The following is a 20380-nucleotide window of genomic DNA, read 5'->3' as shown; positions in this document are numbered from 1 at the left end:
ATGTTCGGAACAAGGCGGACCAGCATGCGCCGTGCCTGTGGCTGGCTACCGGCTCACGCACGGAATGCTGGCGTACCGCCAATCGCCAGGTGCGACTCGTGACGTAGCGCTGCAATGAAGGGCGCTACATGGCAGCCGCAACGCCCGGAATTCTCGATTACCTCCCGTCGTGTGCCGGCCGCTAGCACCGCCGCGCTCATGTAGCGTCGCCCGGCGCGTCCCCGGCTTTTACTGGACTACTGCATCGGCGGCGAGAATCTTCGGCTTTCCAAAGGCGCCGGCCTGTTCAAGGCGGGCAATCTCTTCACCCGACAGCCCCAGCTCACGCGAGAGCACCTCCTCTCTGTGCTCGCCCAGCAATGGGACCAGATCACTGCCCTCGGCAGGTTGAAAGCGGCTCGGGTCCACCGGCAAGAACATGGTGCCTCCGATCCCGTCACGCACGGTGCGGAACGATCCGCGGGTGCGCATGTAGTCGTCGCTGGTGAGTTCGGCCATGGTCAGGATACTGGCCACAGGCACATCGGCCGCGTTGAGCTTTTCAACAATCTCGCCGCGGGTAAAGCGCCGCGTAAAGGCTTCCGTCATCCGATGCACCTCGTGTTGCCGCTTTGCGCGCTCGACATAGGTCTCGTAGCGCGGGTCCACGCCAAGTTCCGGCTGTTCCATCGCCTCGCACAGGCGCTTCCAGAAGTCGTCGCGATTGACACCGATATTGACAAAACCGTCCGACGCCGGGAAAGCGCCATAAGGCACGCCATGGAAGTTGTTGGAGCCCGCGAATGCCCGGAGCTCTGCGCTCGCCGATTGTTCGCGGGCAAGCGCCACACATACCATGGGCAGCGAGCACTCGACCATGCTCAGATCCAGCACCCGGCCCAGACCATGCTTTTCCTGATTGCGCAACGCGAGCAGGATTGCCGAGTGCGCCGCCATCGCCGCGAGAATGTCACCCATGGCAAAGCCGCACCACACGGGATCGCCATCGTGATCTCGCGTCAGGCTGGTGGTGCCCGACATGGCCTCCGCCACCATCGCAAGGCCGGCCCTCTCCGTGTATTTTCCTGCGTTATTCAGGCCAAAACCGGAAATGCAGGCGATCACCAGCCGCGGATATCGCTTGAGCAACTCATCGGGGTAGAGACCCAGGCGCTTAAGGGCGCCACCGCGCATGTTGGTCACCAGCACGTCGGCTGTCTCGAGAAGACCATGCAGCGTATGCAGACCCTGCGGGTTCTTGAGGTCCAGAGTAATGCTTTTCTTGCCGCGATTGAGCGCGCCAAAGTAGCCCGAAATAGTTTTGCCTCCCGACCGGCGCATGGGCTCCCGATGACGCGTCAGCTCACCTTCCGGCGGTTCGACTTTGATCACGGTTGCGCCCTCTTCAGCAAGCAACTGCCCACAGTACGGGCCGGCAATCAGATGTGAAAGTTCGATGACCTTGACGCCCCGGAGAGGATCAGGTGTTGGCGTGGATGAAGACATGGATTCACGGGTCTATGTTGTCGTTGTAAGCAGTTTGAGTTGACCCTGAACCAATGTCGAGTTGGATCTCTTGTGTGTTCCGGAAAGTCTTTCTTACCGACAACGAACATTGCGTGAAGCAGTCGTCGAAAAAGACAATCTTTGTTCGCGTCAAAGACAGATATCTGCTGCTGTCATCGCGGTCGCGCCCGTTCCGTCGTGGAACACACGGCTACGCTTCGCCTGAAGCCGGCGAGGGGAATTTTGAAGACCTGGCACAAATTGTGCGGCTCATCGGCCGTCGTTCGCAACGAAGAGCCTGTGAGATGAAATTTTCCGAGAACAAAGCCGTCCTGACATTCAGCGATGCCACCCCTGGCAGGTCAGAGCACGTCGTGTCGCGTCCATGAGGGCCGCTTTGCGAGCGCGCATGTCATTGATCTCCGCTTCAGAGAATCCGATTTCCGCGAGCAGCTCGCGGGTGTGCTGCCCCAGCCGCGGCGGGAGATGCCGCAGCGTATTGGGTGTCTCAGAGAACGTGATGGGAAAGCCGATCAGACGCAGCATGCCTTCACTGGGGTGGCGCACCAGCGGAAACATCTCGAGCTCAGCAAGGTGCGTGTCACCTTGATGAGTTCGTCAGGGCTGTTCACTTTGCCGAAGAGGATGTCCTCCCCGCCGGTTACGCTTCATGGGATCTGCCATCGCCGGGTCGTTGGCCAGGTCCTCCCTTCCGATCAGGCGGAAGTACCGCAACCATTGCGGCGTGGTGTAGGGCATGACCGCCAGCAATCCGTCCTTTTGTACAAAACGGCAGACGGTTTGCGTTCATGATGCGCCCATAGCCAGTCCCGCCACGAGGCGGTACAAAGGTGCGGCCCGCAACGTGTTCAGGCATCACGACGGCCAGAATGCATGGCTCATGCCTGGCGAGCACCGGGGCCGGACGTGACAAAATACGTCGCCTGTGATGGCCTCGAGCTTGATCACGTCAGCGCCATAATCGCCCAGAATCTGCGCGGCCAGGGGCCCCATGCCCAATGAGGTCATGTCGACCACACGCAGGCCATCACAAGCGGACCCCGGGCTGATAGGTCCTGTGACGCGGCGGGCTGCTCATGCCCTGGCGTTGCCATGTCGTCGAACAGGCCCGCCGCTTCGGCAGTTCCCTCGCTGGTATCAATCATTATTCAACTGAAGTACAGTGATGCACCCTCCCGGTCAACAGAATGCGGCACTACATGGAAATCCTGGCGGTGCGGGCGACGTCGGCCCAATGCTGCATATCTCGGCGGATCAGCCAAGTCAGTTCTTCCGGCGTACTGGCTTTTGCCTCGGCATAGTTGTCGGCCAGGTATTTTCGGAAGTCGGGACTTTCGACGGCTTTGACCAATGCATCGCGAAGCCGTATGGCGTCCTCGTCGCTGGTGCCTTTCGGTGCGAATGCGGCAAACCACAGGACACTTTCGAATCCGGACAACACCTCGGCAATGGCCGGGACATTCGGCAGAGTTGGAAGGCGGCGGGCTGCCGCCACGCCCAGCATCCGCATCCTGCCAGATCGCACCATTAACGCGGATTCGAGGGACGTCACGAAGCTGCACTGGATATCACCCTGGAGCAGGCCTGTGGCAACCAGCGATCCTCCCTGATAGGGAATATGCGTCATCACGAGCTTGCCACGACGGGAGAACTCGACCGTCGTCAGATGCGCAAGCGAGCCGATCCCTGAAGACCCGTAGTTGATGTTTGCGCCAGGCCGCCGCACCTGGCGCAACAACAAATCGAGCGTCGCAGGTCCTTTCTCTGCCGAAGTCATCAACACCAGCGGCATGAAGGCGATTGTCGTCAACGGCCGAAGATCGTTCAGCGCATCATATGGCGTCTTCCTGAGCGTGGGAACGAGCGCATTCGGCCCCTGGTTGCCGAACAGCAGTGTGTTGCCGTCAGCCGCCGCCTTCGCGACGTTGTCGGTGCCGATCGTTCCCGCTGCGCCGGGCCTGTTTTCAACGACGACCGTCTGCTTCAGGAACTCACCGAGCGGCTTCTGCAGAAGACGGGCGACGTAGTCGGTCGTTCCCCCCGCCGTGTAGGGGACGATAAGCCTGAGCGGCGGGCGCACCCGCTCCTGCGCCTTCGCTTGCGAGACATGCAGCGATGCCAGCATCGCCAGTGAAAGCATGCCAAACACGGATGCACGCATTGGATGTTTCTCCATTCATAAGAAGCCGCCATTACGGCCACTATTGCGACCACTATTACGCATCGGATTCTTGGTGGTCGCGCCATCGCTGTCGAGTCGCCTTTATTTACCGGAGCGATAAGCCGCGCTGACCACGCGGCGGGGAATGCAACGGCATGCAGCGCAGTCTCCGCTGCGTCGATACCTGTCGTTCGAAAACACATACGTTGTTCATGACGACAGCAAAGACAACGCCTTCGACGCCTGCAACAACCATCGCAACGCGTTCCTGTCCCGCGGAACATCGCACTGGGCGGGTGATGCGCGTTGCCGGTGGTCCTACAGGCATGGCCCTTGCTGTGCTATGCACGGCGCCGGCAAAGATGCCGTGCCGCATGGAGACGTACAGACGGCATTGCATCGGAGAACATGTTTCCGATGCATCGACCTGACGAACTCCGATAACGAACAAGCGATATGGAGACAGGAGAAAGAATGAAGCCGGGATTGAAGCTGTTGGCCGCAACTGCCGTGGTGGTCTGTTCATCCGCCGCCTACGGGCAGGCCGGCGTGACCTTGTACGGCGTAGTTGATGCTGGCATCGAGTATGCAAACCATCAGCCAAACGGCCATGATGTCGTTCGTATGACGCCGGGCAACCTTTCGGGCTCACGCTGGGGTCTGCGCGGCACCGAGGATCTCGGACGCGGCCTGGCTGGACTGTTCGTGCTGGAAAGCGGGTTCGAGGCCGATACGGCGCGGTCCGGGCAGGGTGGGCGGCTATTCGGAAGAAGTGCGTATGTAGGCCTGCAGGGGCAATGGGGCTCGCTGCTTCTGGGCAGGCAGATCAACGCGCTGTTCGACATCACGGGCAGTTTCGATCCCGTCGGCCTCGCGCCTAGATATTCCGTACTCGTGCAGGATATCGCCCTGGCTTCGCGCGCTGACAACACTGTCAAATATGTTGGCAAGTTCGGTGCGCTGAAGGCCACGGCGATGTACAGCTTTGGGTGGGATAGCACGAGGGCCAACGGCAGCGAGGTGGCGGGCAATGCCAGAATCGGGCGCGAGTTTGGCGGCAGCCTGGCTTACACGTCGAACAACTTCAGCATCGCGACCGCGTACGACGAGATCAATACGGGCACCACCACAACCTCGCCCGAGGCAACCACGCGCCGGGCCATGTTGGTCGGCACGTACTCGATCGGCAATACGACCCTCTATGCTGGCTATCGTTGGGCCAAGGCATATGACGGCGCGTTGTTGCAGGGTGCACCTGCGCTCCAGCCATCGCAGCGCTCCAACCTCTGGTGGGCAGGCGCACGCTGGCAGGCGACAAGTCCTCTGACGCTCTCCGCCGGCGGCTACTATCAGGATTTCGCCGGCACCAATGCAGATCCATGGCTCTTCGTGGCCTCCGCCGATTATGCGTTCTCGAAGCGTACCGATGCCTACCTGACGATTGGCTACACGAAGAACCGCAATGGCTCGACGCTGGGCCTGGGGTCGGGGTCTTCGGGCTTCGGCACGGTCCTCGCCGGCGCCAATCAGTTCGGCACGGTGCTTGGCCTGCGCCATAAATTCTGACGCCGTGTCAGGGTGCGGCTGCCACGTTTGCATCGGAGGCACGACGTAGTCGTGCCGCTTTAGATGCCGAGCCTCGTGTGAGACATCTGCGTCGTGCGCGAGGCCGTTCTTCTCAGCTTTCTGCTCTCTGCCGCGGCCACCGCCTACTCACTCGCGCTTCCGTCGTCGCAGACCGGGACAACGCGACGCAGAAATCCGAGCGCCGCACGCCCGAACACGTCGTTGCGGTCACCGGACACCATGTGGCCGGCACCGGTAATATTCACGAACTCGGCGCGCGGGCATAGCGCCAGGAAGTCCCGGGCGCCGTCCTCGCTGACAACGTCAGACTGCCCGCCACGCACCAGCAGGGTTGGCACATCGAGCCGGCGTGCAGCTTCGACGCGACGATCGTCGGGTTCGCGTTCGCGCTCCATGAGCCGCGGATCCCAGTGCCAGTAGTAGCGCCCGTCCGGACCAAGGCGAAGGTTCTTGGAAAGGCCGTGCGGAACGCCGGCTGACCGTGCGCGGGGCCGGTAAGCATGGATGGCGGCCGCGGCCTCCCCCAGCGAGCCGAAGCCTTCGGCCGTACCGTTCATGAACGACCTTACCTTGGCCACGCCGGAAGGCTCCGTACGCGGCGCAATGTCGACGAGAATCAATGCGCTGGCGTCGACGCGCCCTTCCCCGACGCCTACTAGGCCGGTGGCGCCGCCCATCGACGCACCAATCAACGCCGGGCGCTTGCCCAGCGTCGCGACAAGGGACTGGAGATCACGTACCATGGCGTCGCGGGAATAGTCGCCGTCCATCGCCCAATCGGAGTCACCGTGGCCTCGCGCATCGAAGGTCACCGCATGGTAGCCCGCTGCGCCAAGCATGCGCGCCGTGGTGCGCCAGGCATGGCGCGTCTGTCCGACGCCGTGCAGCAGCACTACCAGTGGCCCACGGGAGTCGCCCCAGGCGTCACCGGCGAGCCGGATACCATCGCCTGCCGGCCAGCTATGCGTGGGCACCGGAGTCCCCGGCAGTCGCGTGTAAGGGTTCAAAATTGAAACTGTCATGGAGCATCGCGCGGTCCGAAGCGCGGAGAATTGTGACAAGAAACGGCGGCGTCGCAGGCCCAGCACCGTCCATCCGGCAACAAAAAAAAGTGCCCCGGCGCGCATTGCGGCGGGGCTGAATGCCGGCGCGCCGCACCGTGGCGCGCAGGAAGAATTGGCAGCGGTCAGCCTTTGGGCCGGCGGCGGTAGAGGAAGCTTGTTCGCATCTCCTGCGCGACCGTGCCATCCTGCTTGATGACTTCACGCCGGACAATCACCACGCCACGGTCCGGCTTGCTCGTCTCCTTCTTTTCGAGCACGCGAACGCGAGCGCGGATGGTGTCGCCATGCTTGACCGGCACCAGCATCCGCCACTGGTCGTTCTGAAGCAATGCGATCAGCGTGCCGTCGTTGATGCCGCTAGCGTACTGTAGGCCGGCCATCACGGCGTACACCAGCGGACCGTGGGCAATTGGCTCGCCGAATGAGGTCGTCTTGCAGTACTCGAAATTGGTATGGACTTCGTTGAAATCGCCCGAGAGGCATGCGAAGTTCACAATGTCGGTCAGCGTGATGGTACGTGCTGGGCTGATGAACTCCTGTCCGACTTCGAAATCTTCAAAGTACCTGCCGCGCGGCGTGGAAGCTATGGTCATGGCAAATCCTGTGGAATGGAGATGAGTCGAGGCCTCAGCCTCGGTCGTTGGCTAGGATAACGGTGCAATGCGAGGACAAGATGCCGCCCTCGTTGTGGACGAGCGCGACTTCGGCGCCATTCACCTGGCGCTGGCCCAGTCCTCCGCGCAACTGGCGCACGGCTTCGACAATGCCGAACAGTCCGCCGGCAGCACCGGCGTGCGCATGCGACAACATGCCGCCATGCGTATTGACAGGCAGCTTGCCGCCGATGGCGGCATGCCCCTCGGCGAAGAAGGCTCCCCCTTCCCCGGGCTCGACGAAGCCGAGTTCTTCCAGTTCCAGGATGGGCACGATCGTGAAGCAGTCGTAGAGCTGCGCTACATCGATATCGCCGGGGCCAAGGCCAGCCATTTCGTAGGCAATGCGTCCTGACTCTGTCGCACCGAATTCCGTCAGGCTGGGTGCGCACATCAGGTGCTCGTGCGTGTGATATTCGCCGATGCCCTGCAGGTAGACAGGCTTGCACTGAAGGTCCCGCGCACGCTCCGCCGAGGTGACGATGAACGCACCGCCGGCATCGGAAATCAGACAGCAGTCGAGCATGCCCAGCGGATCGGCAATGGGCTTTGCCGCGAGGACATCATCCAGCGCGACAGGCTTCTTCATATGCGCGTTCGGGTGCAGCAACGCATGCTTGCGCGTCTGAACGGCGACATGGGCAAGCTGCTCCCGCGTCGTGCCATATTTGTGCATGTGCCGCTGCGCGATCATGGCGTAGTAGCCCGGAATCGAGCCGCCGTAGGGCTGCTCGAAGTAGGGGTGCCCGACCGCCAGCAGCGTGCTGACCGTGGCATCGCGCGACTGTCCTGTCGCCCGGTTTTCGCCGGCACAGACAAGGATCGTCTCGGCCTGGCCGGCCGCGATGGCTTCGGCCGCGTGCTTGAGCATCACTGCCGGGCTGCCACCGCCGACCACCATCGAGGCGTTGTAGTGCGGCTTCAGGCCCAGGTATTCGCACAGCACCGAACCTAGCATGAAATAGGGCTCGGTGAACGAATAGGCCGTCAGCAGGCCGTCGATGTCGGACACCTTCAGTCCGGCATCATCGAGCGCGCGCCGGGCGGCCTGCGCATTCAGGCCCAAGCCCGACATATGGGGAACCCGCCCGATCTCGGATTCCCCGACGCCAACAATGGCGACCTTGTTCTTGAGAGATGCAACCTTCTTCATGTCATGCTCCGCTTTCGCTGATCCGCTCGAACTGCGGAATCAGTGCCCCATCGCCGCGATCTTCGAACGTGACCCTCACGGCGTCGCCCACTCCAACGGCAAGTGCATTCTCGCCGAGAATGTTCGCCATCATGCGAGGGCCCTCGTCCAGTTCGATCAGCGCGATCACATACGGCACGCGCGAAGCGAATGCCGGGTCCGAAGCGCGGCGGATCACGCTGAAGCTATGCACACGTCCGGTCCCCGCGGCATCTATCCATTCCAGGTCGTCCGACCAGCAGGACGGACAGAGGTACCGCGGCATGAAATGGAGCTCTCCGCATGCTTTGCATCTGCGGATCACCAGCCGCCGCTCGCGGGCGGCATCCCAATAGACTTGCGAATCGGCGTTGGCCACTGGCTTTGGCAATGCGGCTTGCACTGTCTGTCCTCCTTGTGCTGATTCAGTTGGTGGCGGCAGCCGTCTCGACGTAAGCGCGAGTGCGGATCATCCGCGTGGAGTCGTATGCCACGACCACCTCGCCACGCTGGTTCCTGACCTCGTGGGTCGTGGTGACCACGCCGCGGTCCGGCTTGCTCGTCAGGCGCTTTGATTTCAGCTGCACGTGAACGCTGATCGAGTCGCCTGCGAAGACCGGCTTCAGGAACTTCGGTGTCAGCTCCATCAGGAAGATGCCCCGGCGGCGGGTAAGCCCGGCCCTGAGTACCACGCCCTCCGCCAGGCACAGCACGTGCAGCCCCGGCGACATGCGCGCGCCGTATTCCCTGGACGACTCGACGTAGCCGCGATCGGTGAAGGTGGGCGTATGGAACTGGTGAAGCTCGACGAACCCGGCGATGCCTTCTTCCGCAACCGGTACTGCCGCGGACTCGTACCTCCAGTCCTCCGTGTAGTCCTCGAAATAGAGTCCTTCGTTCATCGTTCTCTCCAGGCTCAGTAGGAACGCGGCAGCCCCAGCACGTGCTGGCTGACGTAGTTCAGGACCATGTTTGGCGAGATCGGGGCAATCTGGAACACGCGCGTATCGCGGAAGCGGCGCTCGATGTGATACTCCCGCGCCAGGCCAAAACCACCATGCGTCTGCATGCAGACATTGGCCAACTCCCACGACGCATCGGACGCGAGCATCTTGGCAATGTTGGCTTCGCCGCCACAGGGCTCGCGGCGGTCGAATTTGTCGGCGGCCTTCCAGCGCAGGGCATCCGCCGCTTCAAGGTGTGCGTAGCCAAGCGCAATCGGAAACTGCACGCCCTGGTTTGCGCCGATAGGCTTGCCGAACAGGACGCGCTCCTTGGCATAGTTGACCGCCTTCTCCACGAACCAGCGGCCGTCGCCAATGGCCTCCGACGCGATGATGATGCGCTCGGCGTTCAGGCCGTCGAGCAGGTACTTGAAGCCCTTGCCCTCTTCGCCGATCAGCGAGGTTTCGGGCACGCGCATGTTGTCGTAGAACACTTCAAAGGTGTGATGGTTGAACATCACGTCGATCTTGCGGCTGGTGTACTGCTTCGGGTCGACCTGGCGCTTGTCGACCAGGAACGCCGAGATGCCCTGATGGGGCTTGGCCGGATCTTTCGGCGGGCTGGTGCGCGCGAAGACCATGAAGGCATCGGTGTAGTCGAAACGCGATGTCCAGAGCTTCTGGCCCTTGATCACCCACTCGTTGCCTTCGCGCCATGCCTTCGTTTGCAGCTTGGCGGTGTCGGTGCCCGCGTTCGGCTCGGTCAGGGAGAAGGACTGCAGGCGCACGCGGCCCGCGCACACTTCCTCCAGGATCCTGCGCTTCTGCTCGTCCGTGCCATGGCGCGCAAGAATCCCCATCATGAACATCTGGCCATGGATCATTGAACCCACGCCGCCAGAGCGATGCATTTCCTCCACGATGACGCACGCCTCGCGCAGGCCCAGACCCATGCCGCCGTACTCCTCCGGAATCATCACGGTGTGCAGCTTGGCATCCATCAAGGCCTTGATGTAGTCGTGCGGGAAAGCTTCTTCCTTGTCGAGCTTGCCGAAGTACTCGTCCCCGAAATTGCGGGTAACGGCCTGCGTGGCCTGGAGGACGTCGTCCAGCGTGACGCCGTGCGAGCTGTTCTGTTCGATGGAGTTCGGAATAGCGGACATGATTGGTTTCCTTGGTTTCACTGCAGCAAGCTGTCACGTCGGAGAATGTGATGGCATCCGGTCGGCGTCTCGTGCTGTGAGGTCAAGTTTCAGTTTCGGGGGACCAAAAGTCGAGTCGCTTTTTTTGGTGATATTGGTAAGTTTTGCTGACGCTGTTTTGGTCGAAAAATGGTTCTTCGGTGGGATTGCGCGGGGATGATTAGTACTTTTGGCAGCCGCTGCTGGCTCGCCGCCGTAGCGGGCGATCTACATTTACCCGATCGGCAAAAGTAGGCAAGAGCGCGTCGTCGCAGTCGACGAACGGCCTGATGAACTGACGGTACGGGGCATAAGCAGATTGCCAATCGCAGATCAGGATAGAAGCCACGGATGAACGAACCCGGATTACGAAGTGGCCTCTGCTCATCGCACCACCGGTGGGACGCCTTCGGCTGTGGTGCGCGGCGTTTGGCGGGAAACAAAAAGGGAACGGAGGCGAGCGCCGTCGCCGGCGCCAGCGACGTTGATGCCACCGGCTATCCGATTAGCCGGATGGCCCGGCGCCTACGGCTTACGCTTCAGGCGCTTCGCAAAGCCTGTCCGCCAATTGCGAGATGTCGGCCAGTCGGTCGACTGACCACAACATGTCCAGGGTCTGGCGGCCCCTCTGGCCGTCCCCCCAGGAACGGTAAAGCTCAAGGAACTTCGACTCGAGTTCCGCGTCGGTCAGCGGATTGGCAGCGCTTCCCTTGGGATCATCCTGCAGATGGCTGTACACCGCACCGTCCTTCATCCGGACTGTGACCCGGCTGCGTGAATGCGCGGGGAATGCCTGCGTCAGTTCGGCTGAGGCGCCAACGCGGACCCGGGCCATCAGACTGCGGATTGCCGCATCCTCCAACCGCTCGCGCTCATAGTCGGCAGACGTCAGCTTGCCATTCATCCAGGCCACGGCGACGGCATAGGGCAAGCTGTGATCCGCGGTTTCACGGTTCGTCGGCGCCCAGCGCGTTGGGTCGCTACCCATGGCGCGAAACGCGGCCTCGTAGGTTTCCACCTCGATCGCCTCGATGAAGGCGATCCCCTGAGTCTGCTGCCCAGCGAGCATGGCACGCACTGCGAGCGCGGCGTCGACCGCCGCCTGGCCGTGATAGCAGACCGGGTGAAATTTAAGATGGGTATCGACGATGCGCGGCATTGCGCCCGCCCCGGCCTTCCAGTCGAGTTCGCCCACAAGGTCGCGCAGGCCGCCTTTTCCCTCCACCACCGCGGTGGGTCCCGTGACTCCTTCGCGGGCCAGCAGCGCGGCGAACAGGCCGTTACGCGCGCCATTGGGTCCGGCACAGCCCTTCCAGTCGGACAGGTCGCCGGCACGGACGTTGTACAGCTGCACGCCGGATGACAGCGCCAGCGATATGGCCGCACCGGCCTGCTCGTAACCGAGGCCCAGCAGGCGCGCCGCGCCAGCGGCGGCGCCCGCCGCCGCGCACGTGGCCTGGTCGACAGCACGGGATGCCAGCGCGGTACTGTCGCAAAGGCTGCAGTACGTTTCATAGGCCACGATGATGGCCGTGACCAGGGCCTCGCCGCTCAGGCTGCAAGCCTCGGCCAGTGCGATCAGCCCGCCGATGATATCGCTCGGGTGCCCGTTGCTCCTGCCGAGGTGCGTATCGCTGTAATCCTGATAGCGCACCATCGTGCCATTGGCAAACGCGGCCATCTCGATCGACGTGGCCTGCCCGCTGCCCCAGATGCGTGCCGCTGGCGTTGCGGCATAGCGTGCGGCAAACGAGCGGATGCTGCCGCAAAACGGTTCCCGATACGCCGCGGCGGCACACGCCACGCTGTCGATGACGCGACGGCGTGCCTCATGGATGGCCCTTTCTGGAAAGTCATTGAAACCGGCCTCGGCGACATAGCGGGCAATACCGAGCGTCGTAGCGTCCATCTTCAGTCCAGTACACGCAGTACATCGGTCACATCGTCAAGCGCTTCGAGATGCCGCACCATCTCCTGGGCCTTGCGAATGCCCTCGCTTGACGGCGGCACCGCGGCAAGCTCCGCGCTGGACCGGAACTTGTCGTACAGATATTCCCAGGTCATGGGGCATTCGATGTCACCCGGGACGTTGTCGCCAACGCGCGACAGCGTTCGCCCCTCGCGCGTGATGATATCGAGCCTGCCCTTGGGCAACGTCGTCTTCCAGTCGAAGCTGTCGTCCACGACATGGACAACCTTCTGCGCGGTGGCCAGCACCTGCGGGTCCCGCAGTGCGTCCCCGAAGAAGTCGCCGACTTTCACCTGTCCTTTCGTCGCGGCCACGGCAACGCAGAACGGAATGCTGAATTTGGCATCGACGGATGTCGCCGGACGCCGGCGGCTCTCGTTCGGTTCGCACAACTGCTTTTGGAAATCGCCGACGTTGACACGGATCTGTTCGATGTCCCCGACCGTCAGCCGGTGCTCCTTCATCAGTTCCAGCGTCGCATGGATAAATCCGTGCGAGGCGCCGCAGGAAGGCCACGGCTTGTAGAGGAGGGAACCGCCGTCATAGCGTTCGCCGAGGTCTTTCAGCATGTTCGCCCGGTCATACTCCCCGTGAAAGTAGACGTTGAAGAAGCCCGCTTTGCCTTCAAACATGCTCTTGACGCCCGTTACGCCCTTCTCCGCCAGCAGCGCGGCGAGCACGGCGCCCTTCGTCGTGAAGCCTGCATACATCCCGCGCAGGTCGCTGCCGACACCATATGCCAGCTCCATCGTGCCGCAGCACTGCATGCCGGCAATACCGAACGTATCGACGATCTGCTCACGGCTCAGGCCAAGCACATGGGCCGCAGCTGCAGCCGCGGAATAGACACCGATTACCGTCGTCAGGTGCCAGTCCTGCCGGTTTGCCACGTTGCGCCGGATGCGCAGGAACATGTCCTGTCCCGCGGCGACCGCGGCAATCAGCTCTCGCCCCGAGACGCCACCGGCGCGTTCCGCCAGGGCAAACACGGCAGGCACGATGGAGCTGCTGGGGTGATGGCCCTCCGGGGCATGGTCGTCGAAGTCCAGGCAGTGCGCCAGCGCGCCGTTATGGAAAGCGGCCCACAGAGCCGGCGCGCGTCCGCCAAAGCCGAGCAGCGTGCTCTCTTCAGCCCCGCCCGCTTCGCGCACCAGGGCATTCACGCCCTTCACGGCCGGCTCCACACCAGTCGCTGCGAGGATGACACCCAGCGTATCGAGAATGCTCTTCTTTGCCCCTTCGACCGCCTCGGCAGGGAGATTGATGTACCGCGTATCGGCGACAAACGTGGCGAAATCGTGCGACAGGTCGACGGCTTGTGTCATGAGTGGTTGTCTCCGAATAGTGCGCCCGATAAGGGACGAGGGGGCGACCTTAGATTTTTCTTATTGTCAATGTGTGCTGCCAGCCATGTCGAGTCAGTTCTTCTGAGGGGAAGCGTAAGCAATCCTGACCATCGGAATCCAAGCTCGCGCTCGTAAGGGCCGCTTACGCTGACGTCGAAAAAAAGCGACTGGCCGTACGCTGGTGCCAGGCTGATACTCGACGCGTTTACAACTTTCCCATCTCACCATGGATATCGCAAATCTGCTCGCCTCAAATGCCGTCAGCCGCGAATACGACAAGCTGCGTGGCGAAACCATCGACGCGACCGTCGACGGCCTGATCGACAGCCTTGCCTGTGCGCTTGCCGGCCTGCACGCGCCAGGCCTGCCAGAAGCCCGTTCTGCCATGGCACGCTGGGGCGCGGGGGATTGCTCCGTCTGGGGCGGCTTCGGCCACGCAAGCGCGCCGGTTGCCGCATTTCTCAATGCAGTCAGCATGCATGCGCTGGACTATGACGATACCGATGACAAAGTGCCGTTGCACGCCAATGGCATGGTGCTCCCCGGGCTGATCGCCGATGTAGAGGAAAACCGTCCGGACTGCGACGGCCGCGAGTTCCTGACCGCGCTTGCAGTTGGCGTCGACGGCGCCATGCGCATCGGCCGCGCCGGTGGTCCGAAAGGTTCGCGCGGATGGAACTACAGCGTGATCAGCGGTTCCGTGGGGGCCGTTCTGGCCATGGCCCGCCTTCGGCGCTGGAATGCGGATACCACTGTCAATGCACTGGGCCACCAGCTCACGCAGACGGCCGGCAGTCTTCAGTCGATCATCGACGGCAGCCTGGCCAAACGCTTCCAGCCGGCGCAGATGGTCAAGAATGTCGTGATGTCAGTCGCGCTTGCCCAGGCCGGCATCGACGGCCCGCGCAACGTCTTCGAAGGCAAGGCCGGCTTCATCAATCTGTATCAGGACGGCAAGTTCGATCTCGACGCGGTCCGCGCCGGCATTGACCGGTGCGACCTGCCGGAGGACCTGAGCCTGAAGCCCTACCCGGCCTGTCGCTTCACGCATGCTCCGATCGACCTCGCCCTGCAGCTTCACGCGCAAGGCCTGCGCTCCAGCGATATCAGGCAGATTCGCATTCGCGTGAGCGGGCAGGCCGTGAACATGGTGGGACGCAAGTTCGACTGCCGCAGCGCCGGCGTGGTCGATGCACAGTTCAGCATTGCCTACACGGTCGCCGTCGGCCTGGAACGCGGCGCAGTTCGCATCGGCGACTTCACCGAAACAGCGATTCGCGACGAACGCATCGGCGCGTTCGCCGCAGAGCGCATTACCATCGAAGCCGATGACACCAACCCATTCCTGGGCATGGTGCCAGTAGCCTTCGACGTTGCACTGTCTAATGGCCCGCAACTGCACATCAAGGCCGATGATGTGTGCGGCAGTCCCAGCAAGCGCATGTCAGCCCTGCAATTGCGGGACAAAGTCATCGACTGTCTGGATTTCGGGCGCAGCGCTGTGAATGCCGACGACCTGATCGGGGCTGTGCACGGATTGCGGGACGGCCAGCCGTTTTCGTCGGTGCTGCGCCTGATCGCCTGATCTGGCTCTGTGCTTTGCGATGGCCCGATGCATCGGGCCATCGCAAAGCATGGTTGTCCGGTCGGCCCTTTCGGCGCAATCGGGACTGCACAGCCCATCTTCGTTTGACGCGGACTGCGTTCCAGCCCCAACCGGTGTTGCGAAGGCGCGCACAGTGATAGGACTGCGAAAGGAACATAATCGCCATCCCCGCAGGCGTCCGGATCCAGAAACGGGCCACTGCGCAGCCCGCCGAACCTGCGCCAACCACGACGTAGTCCAAGCATTCATTGATAGTCATGGTGCAGATCACATCCCGCCATTTGGCAGTACTGCACCCCTTGCGCTGCAGCGCGCGCGTGACAGCAGGGACTGCTACCCTGAAACCAGGCTTTCGTTCCTGGCGCTCTCCATCATGCTGAGACGCTTGTAGAGATACGAACGGGAAATGCCAAGCTGCTCTGCGACACGCGATTTGTTGCCACCCGCGCGCCGCATGGCTTCCATGATCATCTCGGACTCGACGCGCGCGGTAGCCTCGCGGATCTCATAACTGCCCGGCTTCGCTCTGGTCTGCGCACCGTCGCCCTGCGCGCCGTCGGCGCCCGGTTCGATGCATTCGATGCTTCCGAAGTCGCGAATGGACAGCACGGGACCGTCGCAGAAGATGGCTGCGCGGTCGATCGCATGCTGCAGCTGCCGGACATTGCCGGGCCAGGAACGCGTTTGCAGGAACCGGATGGTAGATGCGGAAATGGATTTCTTCGGGACGCCATGCCGGATCGAGAAGGCTTCAAGGAAGCTGTCGGCCAGTTCAGGGATGTCCTCGAGGCGCTCGCGCAGCGGCGGCAGACGGAGCGTGACCGCGCTGATGCGATAGAACAGATCCAGGCGGAAAGTCGCGTTCGCGATCATCGCACTGAAATCGCGATTGCTGGCGGAAATGAGCCGGAAATCCGAATGCAGGGCACGATCGCCACCAATACGCTCAAACCGGCCATCCTGAAGGATCCGCAGCAGCTTCACCTGCATGTCGACGGGCATGTCGCCAATCTCGTCCAGGAAAAGTGTGCCGCTGTCCGCCGCTTCGAATTTTCCCTTTCGGCCCTTGCGGTCCGCGCCGGTGAAGGCGCCGGGCTCGTAGCCGAACAGCTCGCTCTCGACCAGGTTCGGCGGCATCGCAGCGGCGTTCACCAGCACCAGAGGCTTATCGCTGCGCGGGCTCAGCATGTGGATGGCATGCGCGACCATCTCCTTGCCTGTCCCGCTTTCGCCGGTCAGCAGGACGGGCACGTCAAGTGGTGCGAGGCGCAGGATATCGTCTTTGAGGCGCCGCACGGCATCGCTGCTGCCCACAATCTGGTCCAGCCCGTAACTGCGGTTGCGGATGCCGGAAAGTTCCCGGCGGTAGAAGTCCAGTTCCTGCCTTACCTTGGTCAGCTCGACCGTGAGCCGTCGGATGGACTCCGGCCCTTTGAATATCACCTGCCCGACAGCCGCGACTACCCGCCTGTTCCGGTCGAGAATCGGGTACCGCGAGACGACGCGCGTGACGCCGTTCATTTCCTGCAGTTGAGCGACCTGCCCCTTGCCTGTGGAGACGACTTCGTGCAACCGTGTGTTTTCGATCACGGCACTTACATCCTTGCCGATCGCTTCCCCGTGCCGAAGGCCGAAGAAGCGCTCGTGGATGGGGCTCATGTATGTGATCCTGCTATCGCTGTCGACGACGACCATTGCCTTGTGCGGATCCGTGATGAGATGGCGAAGGATGTCCTCAGCAACATCCACGCCGGCGAGGAACTCGCTGAAGTCGTCCGCTTCCTGGGAATCAAAGATGAGAAAGCAGACGGCATCCCGTGTCGGGATGGCGGCGACCGTCATCGGGTGGTCCAGTTCCGTGAGGGCCGACAACCGCTTGACCGGTACCCGCCCACGGTTCTGCCAAAGCCTGCAGAGCACCTGGCTGATCAGCGAGTCCTGCCCCAGAGCGCTGGAAAACGTCGTTGTCCCATGCTCGTCCAGGACGAGAATTCCTTTCGGTTCACGTTTCATGTTCGTTCACCATGGTGGTCGCTCCATTACCGGCCCGTGAAAATCATTCCGGCCGGATCTTCGCGCCCTTGATCAGTTGCATGGTCCGCTTCTCTTCGGCCTGCAGGAACGCCTGGAATTGTTGAGGCGTGCGGACATCGGAGACTTCCTGGTCCAGCGCGGCGAGTCTGGTCTGCAGCGCCGGATCGGAGCGCGCGGCTTCGATGGCCTCAGCAAGCCTGGCCTGGACTGCCTTCGGAATCCCCGCCGGAGCCGCCATGCCGACAAAGATGCTATAGGTGGCTTCGGGATAGCCCAGTTCCTTGAACGTCGGAACATTGGGGAACTTTGCCGACCGGATGTCGGAAGAGATGGCAAGTGCGCGCATGGAGCCCGCCTGGATCGAGCCGTACAAGGACGTTGCAGTCCCCATCATGCAGCTCACCCGGCCGGCAATCAGGTCAGGCGCGATCGCCGCAACCCCCTTGTAGGGGACGTGCGTCAAGCTGATACCCGCACTCCTGGCAAAGAGTTCGACCGGCAGATGCGACGTGGTTCCCTGGCCACCGGAGCCGAACGTCAGCGTTCCGGGCTGCTGCTTAGCGGCCTTCACGAGGGCGTCCAGCGTCTTGTACTGAGATGCCCCGCCGACCACCAGCAGCGCCGGGGCACGTGCCATTTCCCCTAGCGCTACGAAGTCCTTGTTGAAGTCGTAGCCTGCGCCCTTCACCAGCCCGGGCATGGTCAGCACCGTATTGGCGAACGCAAGGAGCGTATAGCCGTCCGCTGCCGAGCGAGCGACATAGCGGGCACCCAGCATCGAACTGGCGCCGGGCATGTTCTCCACGACCACAGGCTGCTTGAGGTAGCGCGACATGCGGTCCGCGTACAGGCGGGTGGATGCGTCGAGCAGGGCGCCTGCAACGCTGCTAACGATAATCCTGATTGGCTTGGTGGGATAGGGTGAAGACTGCGCGACAGCTGCGGCGGACATGGCCGCCAGAGACATCCCACAGGCAGCTCTGCTGAATTGACGTCTGTTCATGAACCTTGTCTCCTGCTTATGGTTATATGAACCGCATGCTAGTTACCGTGGTCTTCTACGTCGAGTTCGATTTTCCCGGCCTGGCGGTAAGAGAAGCTAACCGCCTTTCAGGCGGGCCGGCTGCGGGGACAGCCGGGATAGCGCCGAGATCGATATCCCGAACTGGTCGTACACGGCGTTCTCGAGCCGGCATTGGTCGGGAAATCCGTAAGAGGCAGCGGACGCCTGCCGCGCCGAAGCCATGAGATCGAAGAGAAACCGCGACAGGCGCTGGGTCTTCACGACCTGGCGCAGGCTCGAACACTCCTGCAGCAGCTTGCGTGAAAGCGATCGCCCGTCCATCTTGCCAAGGCAGGCAGCGGCGGACGACAGTCCCCAGTCGAGTTGAGGCGAAGCGAACACGGCCAGCGACAGACCCGCTGTCGCCGGCCTGCGCTTCCACGAGTCGTCCGTTGACGGCCGACAGCGCTCGCGGCCTGGATCCACGCCGCACTCAGGCAGCATTGTCAAGGTGACCCTGGCTTGGCGCAGCAACGTCAGCGACACCTCTTCCAGCGCGGGAACGAGACGTGCCTCGCCGTGGCGGATTGTCCTGGTGAAGCCCCGCATCGAAAGCTCGCACGCGCCGCTCTCCACGTCGATGCGGACCGGAAGCGGGAACTGGAGATTGCGGATGGCCGTGGTCCCAAGCGCCGCGGCGCCCAGGGTTATGTGCGCCGGTATTCCATGTGCGGACATTCCATGGACAGACGCCTGGCACGCGCTTCCCGCACCGCCAGAGCGCCTGCAGGCAGCGTGCGGCAACGCCGCGCCGCGGCGAGGCATGACAGCGGGAGCGAGCATCCCGGGCCGGCTCAGGCTCACTGCCGGAGCAGGCTGACGGACTTTTTTTCTTCGTCCTTCAGAAATGCATTGAACTGCTGCGGCGTCCTGATACTGGAGACATCCATGCCGAGTTGCCGCAGGCGCGCGGTAAAGGCCGGATCCTTCTTCGCCGCATCAATGGCATCGGCCAGCGTCTTGCGCACGCCATCCGGGATCGAAGCGGGTGCGAAGACGCCGAAGAAGAGGTTATAGGTGGCGTCGGTATATCCGAGCTCCTTGAAGGTCGGCACATTGGGAAACGCCGGCGAGCGCGCTCCCGATGTAATCGCCAGGGCACGCATCTTCCCGCTCTTGATCAGTTCCTCGGTCGAGGTCGGGGGGCCCATCAGGAACTCGACACGTCCGGCCAGGACGTCGGGTACCGCGAGAGAAATGCCCTTGTACGCGATGCCATTGAAACTGACACCGGCGTCATGCGCGAACAGCTCCGCTGTCATATGCGACGTAGTCCCCCGCCCTACGTACGCATAGGTCACGACCCCAGGATCCTTCTTCGCCGCCGCGACAAGGTCCGCCAGCGTTTTCATCTTCGACGACGCGCTCACCACCAGCAAAGACGGCGAGCGTGCGAGTTCGCCGATGCCGGTGAAGTCCTTCATCTGATACCCGGCGTTCGTCTCGACATGCGGAAGCACCGCAATGCTGTTGGCGGCCACAAGCAGCGTATATCCGTCGGCGGCTTGCCTGGCCACGTAGCGCGACGCCAGCATGGTACCGGCGCCAGGCATGTTGTCGACCACGAACGGTTGCTTCAGGGCTTTCGAAAGGCTTTCGGCATAGAGCCGCGCCAGGATGTCCGTCATCCCGCCAGCAGAGGTGGAAACGACCATCCGGACAGGTCTGGCGGGAAAGGTCCCGTCCTGCGCCTGCGCCTGCGCTGGGACAAACGCGCACGCGAGCAGGCAGGCGGCAAGGGACTTCAAAAGATAGTGGCGGGGTTTCATGTATCTCCTCGTTATATGTCTTCCGGACGAGCGCAAGCGCCGCAGCAGGCTTCGAAGCGGGCTGTGCCCTTTCACGGGGCGCGTCTTGCGTCGATTCGGTGATGAGACGAAACGTCAGTACCGCACTGCAGGCGCGCTACCGGCTGCAAGCGCAGCGCGATGACCGAAAGTGTCGTCGCGACCGGGGCGGCGAGTCCAGTCGGCTTTAGTCCCTCGTGCGGTAAGCAATGCTTACGCCCGTGCCGCAAGGGGCTGGTTAGCTTGGCTTACCACCGGCCAGGCAAACGCGACTCGACACCTGGGGACAATGTTGCCACACTGTAAGC

Annotated in this window: 17 protein-coding genes and 1 pseudogene; 2 read left to right on the top strand and 16 right to left on the bottom strand. The window is 62.5% G+C overall.

Annotation, left to right across the window (positions count from 1 at the left end; genetic code table 11):
• Nucleotides 1-228 precede the first annotated feature (228 nt).
• The 4 genes and pseudogenes from J8I82_RS31390 to J8I82_RS31375 all read right to left on the bottom strand — a co-directional run bounded on the left by J8I82_RS31390 (nucleotide 229) and on the right by J8I82_RS31375 (nucleotide 3667).
• On the bottom strand, nucleotides 229-1485 hold the full coding sequence (locus J8I82_RS31390; RefSeq protein WP_209763475.1) for a CaiB/BaiF CoA transferase family protein: 1257 nt from the start codon (nucleotides 1483-1485) through the stop codon (nucleotides 229-231).
• A 339-nt stretch (nucleotides 1486-1824) separates the two neighbouring features.
• Nucleotides 1825-2076 (bottom strand): annotated as a pseudogene (locus J8I82_RS31385) (hypothetical protein); the annotation flags it as partial.
• Between the two features lie 285 nt (nucleotides 2077-2361).
• The gene (locus tag J8I82_RS31380) at nucleotides 2362-2523 is read right to left on the bottom strand and encodes a CoA transferase (RefSeq protein WP_284183229.1); all 162 of its coding nucleotides are present in this window, start codon (nucleotides 2521-2523) and stop codon (nucleotides 2362-2364) included.
• Nucleotides 2524-2701: 178 nt separating this feature from the next.
• Complete coding sequence (locus J8I82_RS31375; protein ID WP_209763473.1) at nucleotides 2702-3667, bottom strand: Bug family tripartite tricarboxylate transporter substrate binding protein; 966 nt, start codon at nucleotides 3665-3667, stop codon at nucleotides 2702-2704.
• A 474-nt stretch (nucleotides 3668-4141) separates the two neighbouring features.
• Here J8I82_RS31375 and J8I82_RS31370 point away from each other — a divergent pair, with 474 nt between their 5' ends.
• A complete protein-coding gene (locus J8I82_RS31370; RefSeq protein WP_209763472.1) occupies nucleotides 4142-5233 on the top strand; it encodes a porin in 1092 nt (363 codons plus the stop codon).
• Between the two features lie 143 nt (nucleotides 5234-5376).
• Here the strand turns inward: J8I82_RS31370 and J8I82_RS31365 are convergent, their stop codons facing one another.
• The 8 genes from J8I82_RS31365 to J8I82_RS31330 form a co-directional block, all read right to left on the bottom strand.
• The gene (locus J8I82_RS31365) at nucleotides 5377-6276 is read right to left on the bottom strand and encodes an alpha/beta fold hydrolase (RefSeq protein ID WP_209763471.1); all 900 of its coding nucleotides are present in this window, start codon (nucleotides 6274-6276) and stop codon (nucleotides 5377-5379) included.
• A 164-nt stretch (nucleotides 6277-6440) separates the two neighbouring features.
• Nucleotides 6441-6911 carry a MaoC/PaaZ C-terminal domain-containing protein gene (locus J8I82_RS31360; protein WP_209763470.1) on the bottom strand — a complete coding sequence of 157 codons (471 nt, stop codon included), beginning with the start codon at nucleotides 6909-6911 and terminating at the stop codon, nucleotides 6441-6443.
• Between the two features lie 34 nt (nucleotides 6912-6945).
• Nucleotides 6946-8124 carry a thiolase C-terminal domain-containing protein gene (locus J8I82_RS31355; RefSeq protein WP_209763469.1) on the bottom strand — a complete coding sequence of 393 codons (1179 nt, stop codon included), beginning with the start codon at nucleotides 8122-8124 and terminating at the stop codon, nucleotides 6946-6948.
• A gap of 1 nt (nucleotide 8125) precedes the next feature.
• The gene (locus tag J8I82_RS31350; RefSeq protein ID WP_209763468.1) at nucleotides 8126-8545 is read right to left on the bottom strand and encodes a Zn-ribbon domain-containing OB-fold protein; all 420 of its coding nucleotides are present in this window, start codon (nucleotides 8543-8545) and stop codon (nucleotides 8126-8128) included.
• A 22-nt stretch (nucleotides 8546-8567) separates the two neighbouring features.
• Nucleotides 8568-9056 carry a MaoC family dehydratase gene (locus tag J8I82_RS31345; RefSeq protein ID WP_336620918.1) on the bottom strand — a complete coding sequence of 163 codons (489 nt, stop codon included), beginning with the start codon at nucleotides 9054-9056 and terminating at the stop codon, nucleotides 8568-8570.
• 2 nt (nucleotides 9057-9058) lie between these two features.
• Nucleotides 9059-10249: an acyl-CoA dehydrogenase family protein gene (locus tag J8I82_RS31340; protein WP_209763465.1), complete on the bottom strand. Its 1191-nt coding sequence runs from the start codon at nucleotides 10247-10249 to the stop codon at nucleotides 9059-9061.
• Between the two features lie 550 nt (nucleotides 10250-10799).
• Nucleotides 10800-12176: an MmgE/PrpD family protein gene (locus J8I82_RS31335; protein WP_209763463.1), complete on the bottom strand. Its 1377-nt coding sequence runs from the start codon at nucleotides 12174-12176 to the stop codon at nucleotides 10800-10802.
• A gap of 2 nt (nucleotides 12177-12178) precedes the next feature.
• Entirely contained in the window at nucleotides 12179-13561 is a 1383-nt protein-coding gene (locus J8I82_RS31330; protein ID WP_209763462.1) for an MmgE/PrpD family protein, read from the bottom strand.
• 247 nt (nucleotides 13562-13808) lie between these two features.
• Here J8I82_RS31330 and J8I82_RS31325 point away from each other — a divergent pair, with 247 nt between their 5' ends.
• Nucleotides 13809-15167: an MmgE/PrpD family protein gene (locus J8I82_RS31325; protein ID WP_209763461.1), complete on the top strand. Its 1359-nt coding sequence runs from the start codon at nucleotides 13809-13811 to the stop codon at nucleotides 15165-15167.
• A 354-nt stretch (nucleotides 15168-15521) separates the two neighbouring features.
• On the opposite strand, the gene J8I82_RS31320 is transcribed toward J8I82_RS31325, so the two are convergent.
• The 4 genes from J8I82_RS31320 to J8I82_RS31305 form a co-directional block, all read right to left on the bottom strand.
• The gene (locus J8I82_RS31320; protein ID WP_209763460.1) at nucleotides 15522-17201 is read right to left on the bottom strand and encodes a sigma-54 interaction domain-containing protein; all 1680 of its coding nucleotides are present in this window, start codon (nucleotides 17199-17201) and stop codon (nucleotides 15522-15524) included.
• Nucleotides 17202-17244: 43 nt separating this feature from the next.
• Nucleotides 17245-18225: a tripartite tricarboxylate transporter substrate binding protein gene (locus tag J8I82_RS31315; protein ID WP_209763459.1), complete on the bottom strand. Its 981-nt coding sequence runs from the start codon at nucleotides 18223-18225 to the stop codon at nucleotides 17245-17247.
• 96 nt (nucleotides 18226-18321) lie between these two features.
• Nucleotides 18322-18963, bottom strand: coding sequence for a hypothetical protein (locus J8I82_RS31310; RefSeq protein WP_209763457.1), 642 nt, complete (start codon nucleotides 18961-18963; stop codon nucleotides 18322-18324).
• 122 nt (nucleotides 18964-19085) lie between these two features.
• Nucleotides 19086-20054 (bottom strand): Bug family tripartite tricarboxylate transporter substrate binding protein, encoded by a 969-nt coding sequence (locus tag J8I82_RS31305; RefSeq protein ID WP_209763456.1) that lies wholly within the window; start codon nucleotides 20052-20054, stop codon nucleotides 19086-19088.
• Between the last annotated feature and the right edge of the window lie 326 nt (nucleotides 20055-20380).

The sequence above is a fragment of the Cupriavidus consociatus genome, from assembly GCF_017814975.1.
Classification (GTDB): domain Bacteria; phylum Pseudomonadota; class Gammaproteobacteria; order Burkholderiales; family Burkholderiaceae; genus Cupriavidus; species Cupriavidus consociatus.
Note: the sequence above shows the minus strand (reverse complement) of the source record. Positions and strands in the feature narration are given on the sequence as shown.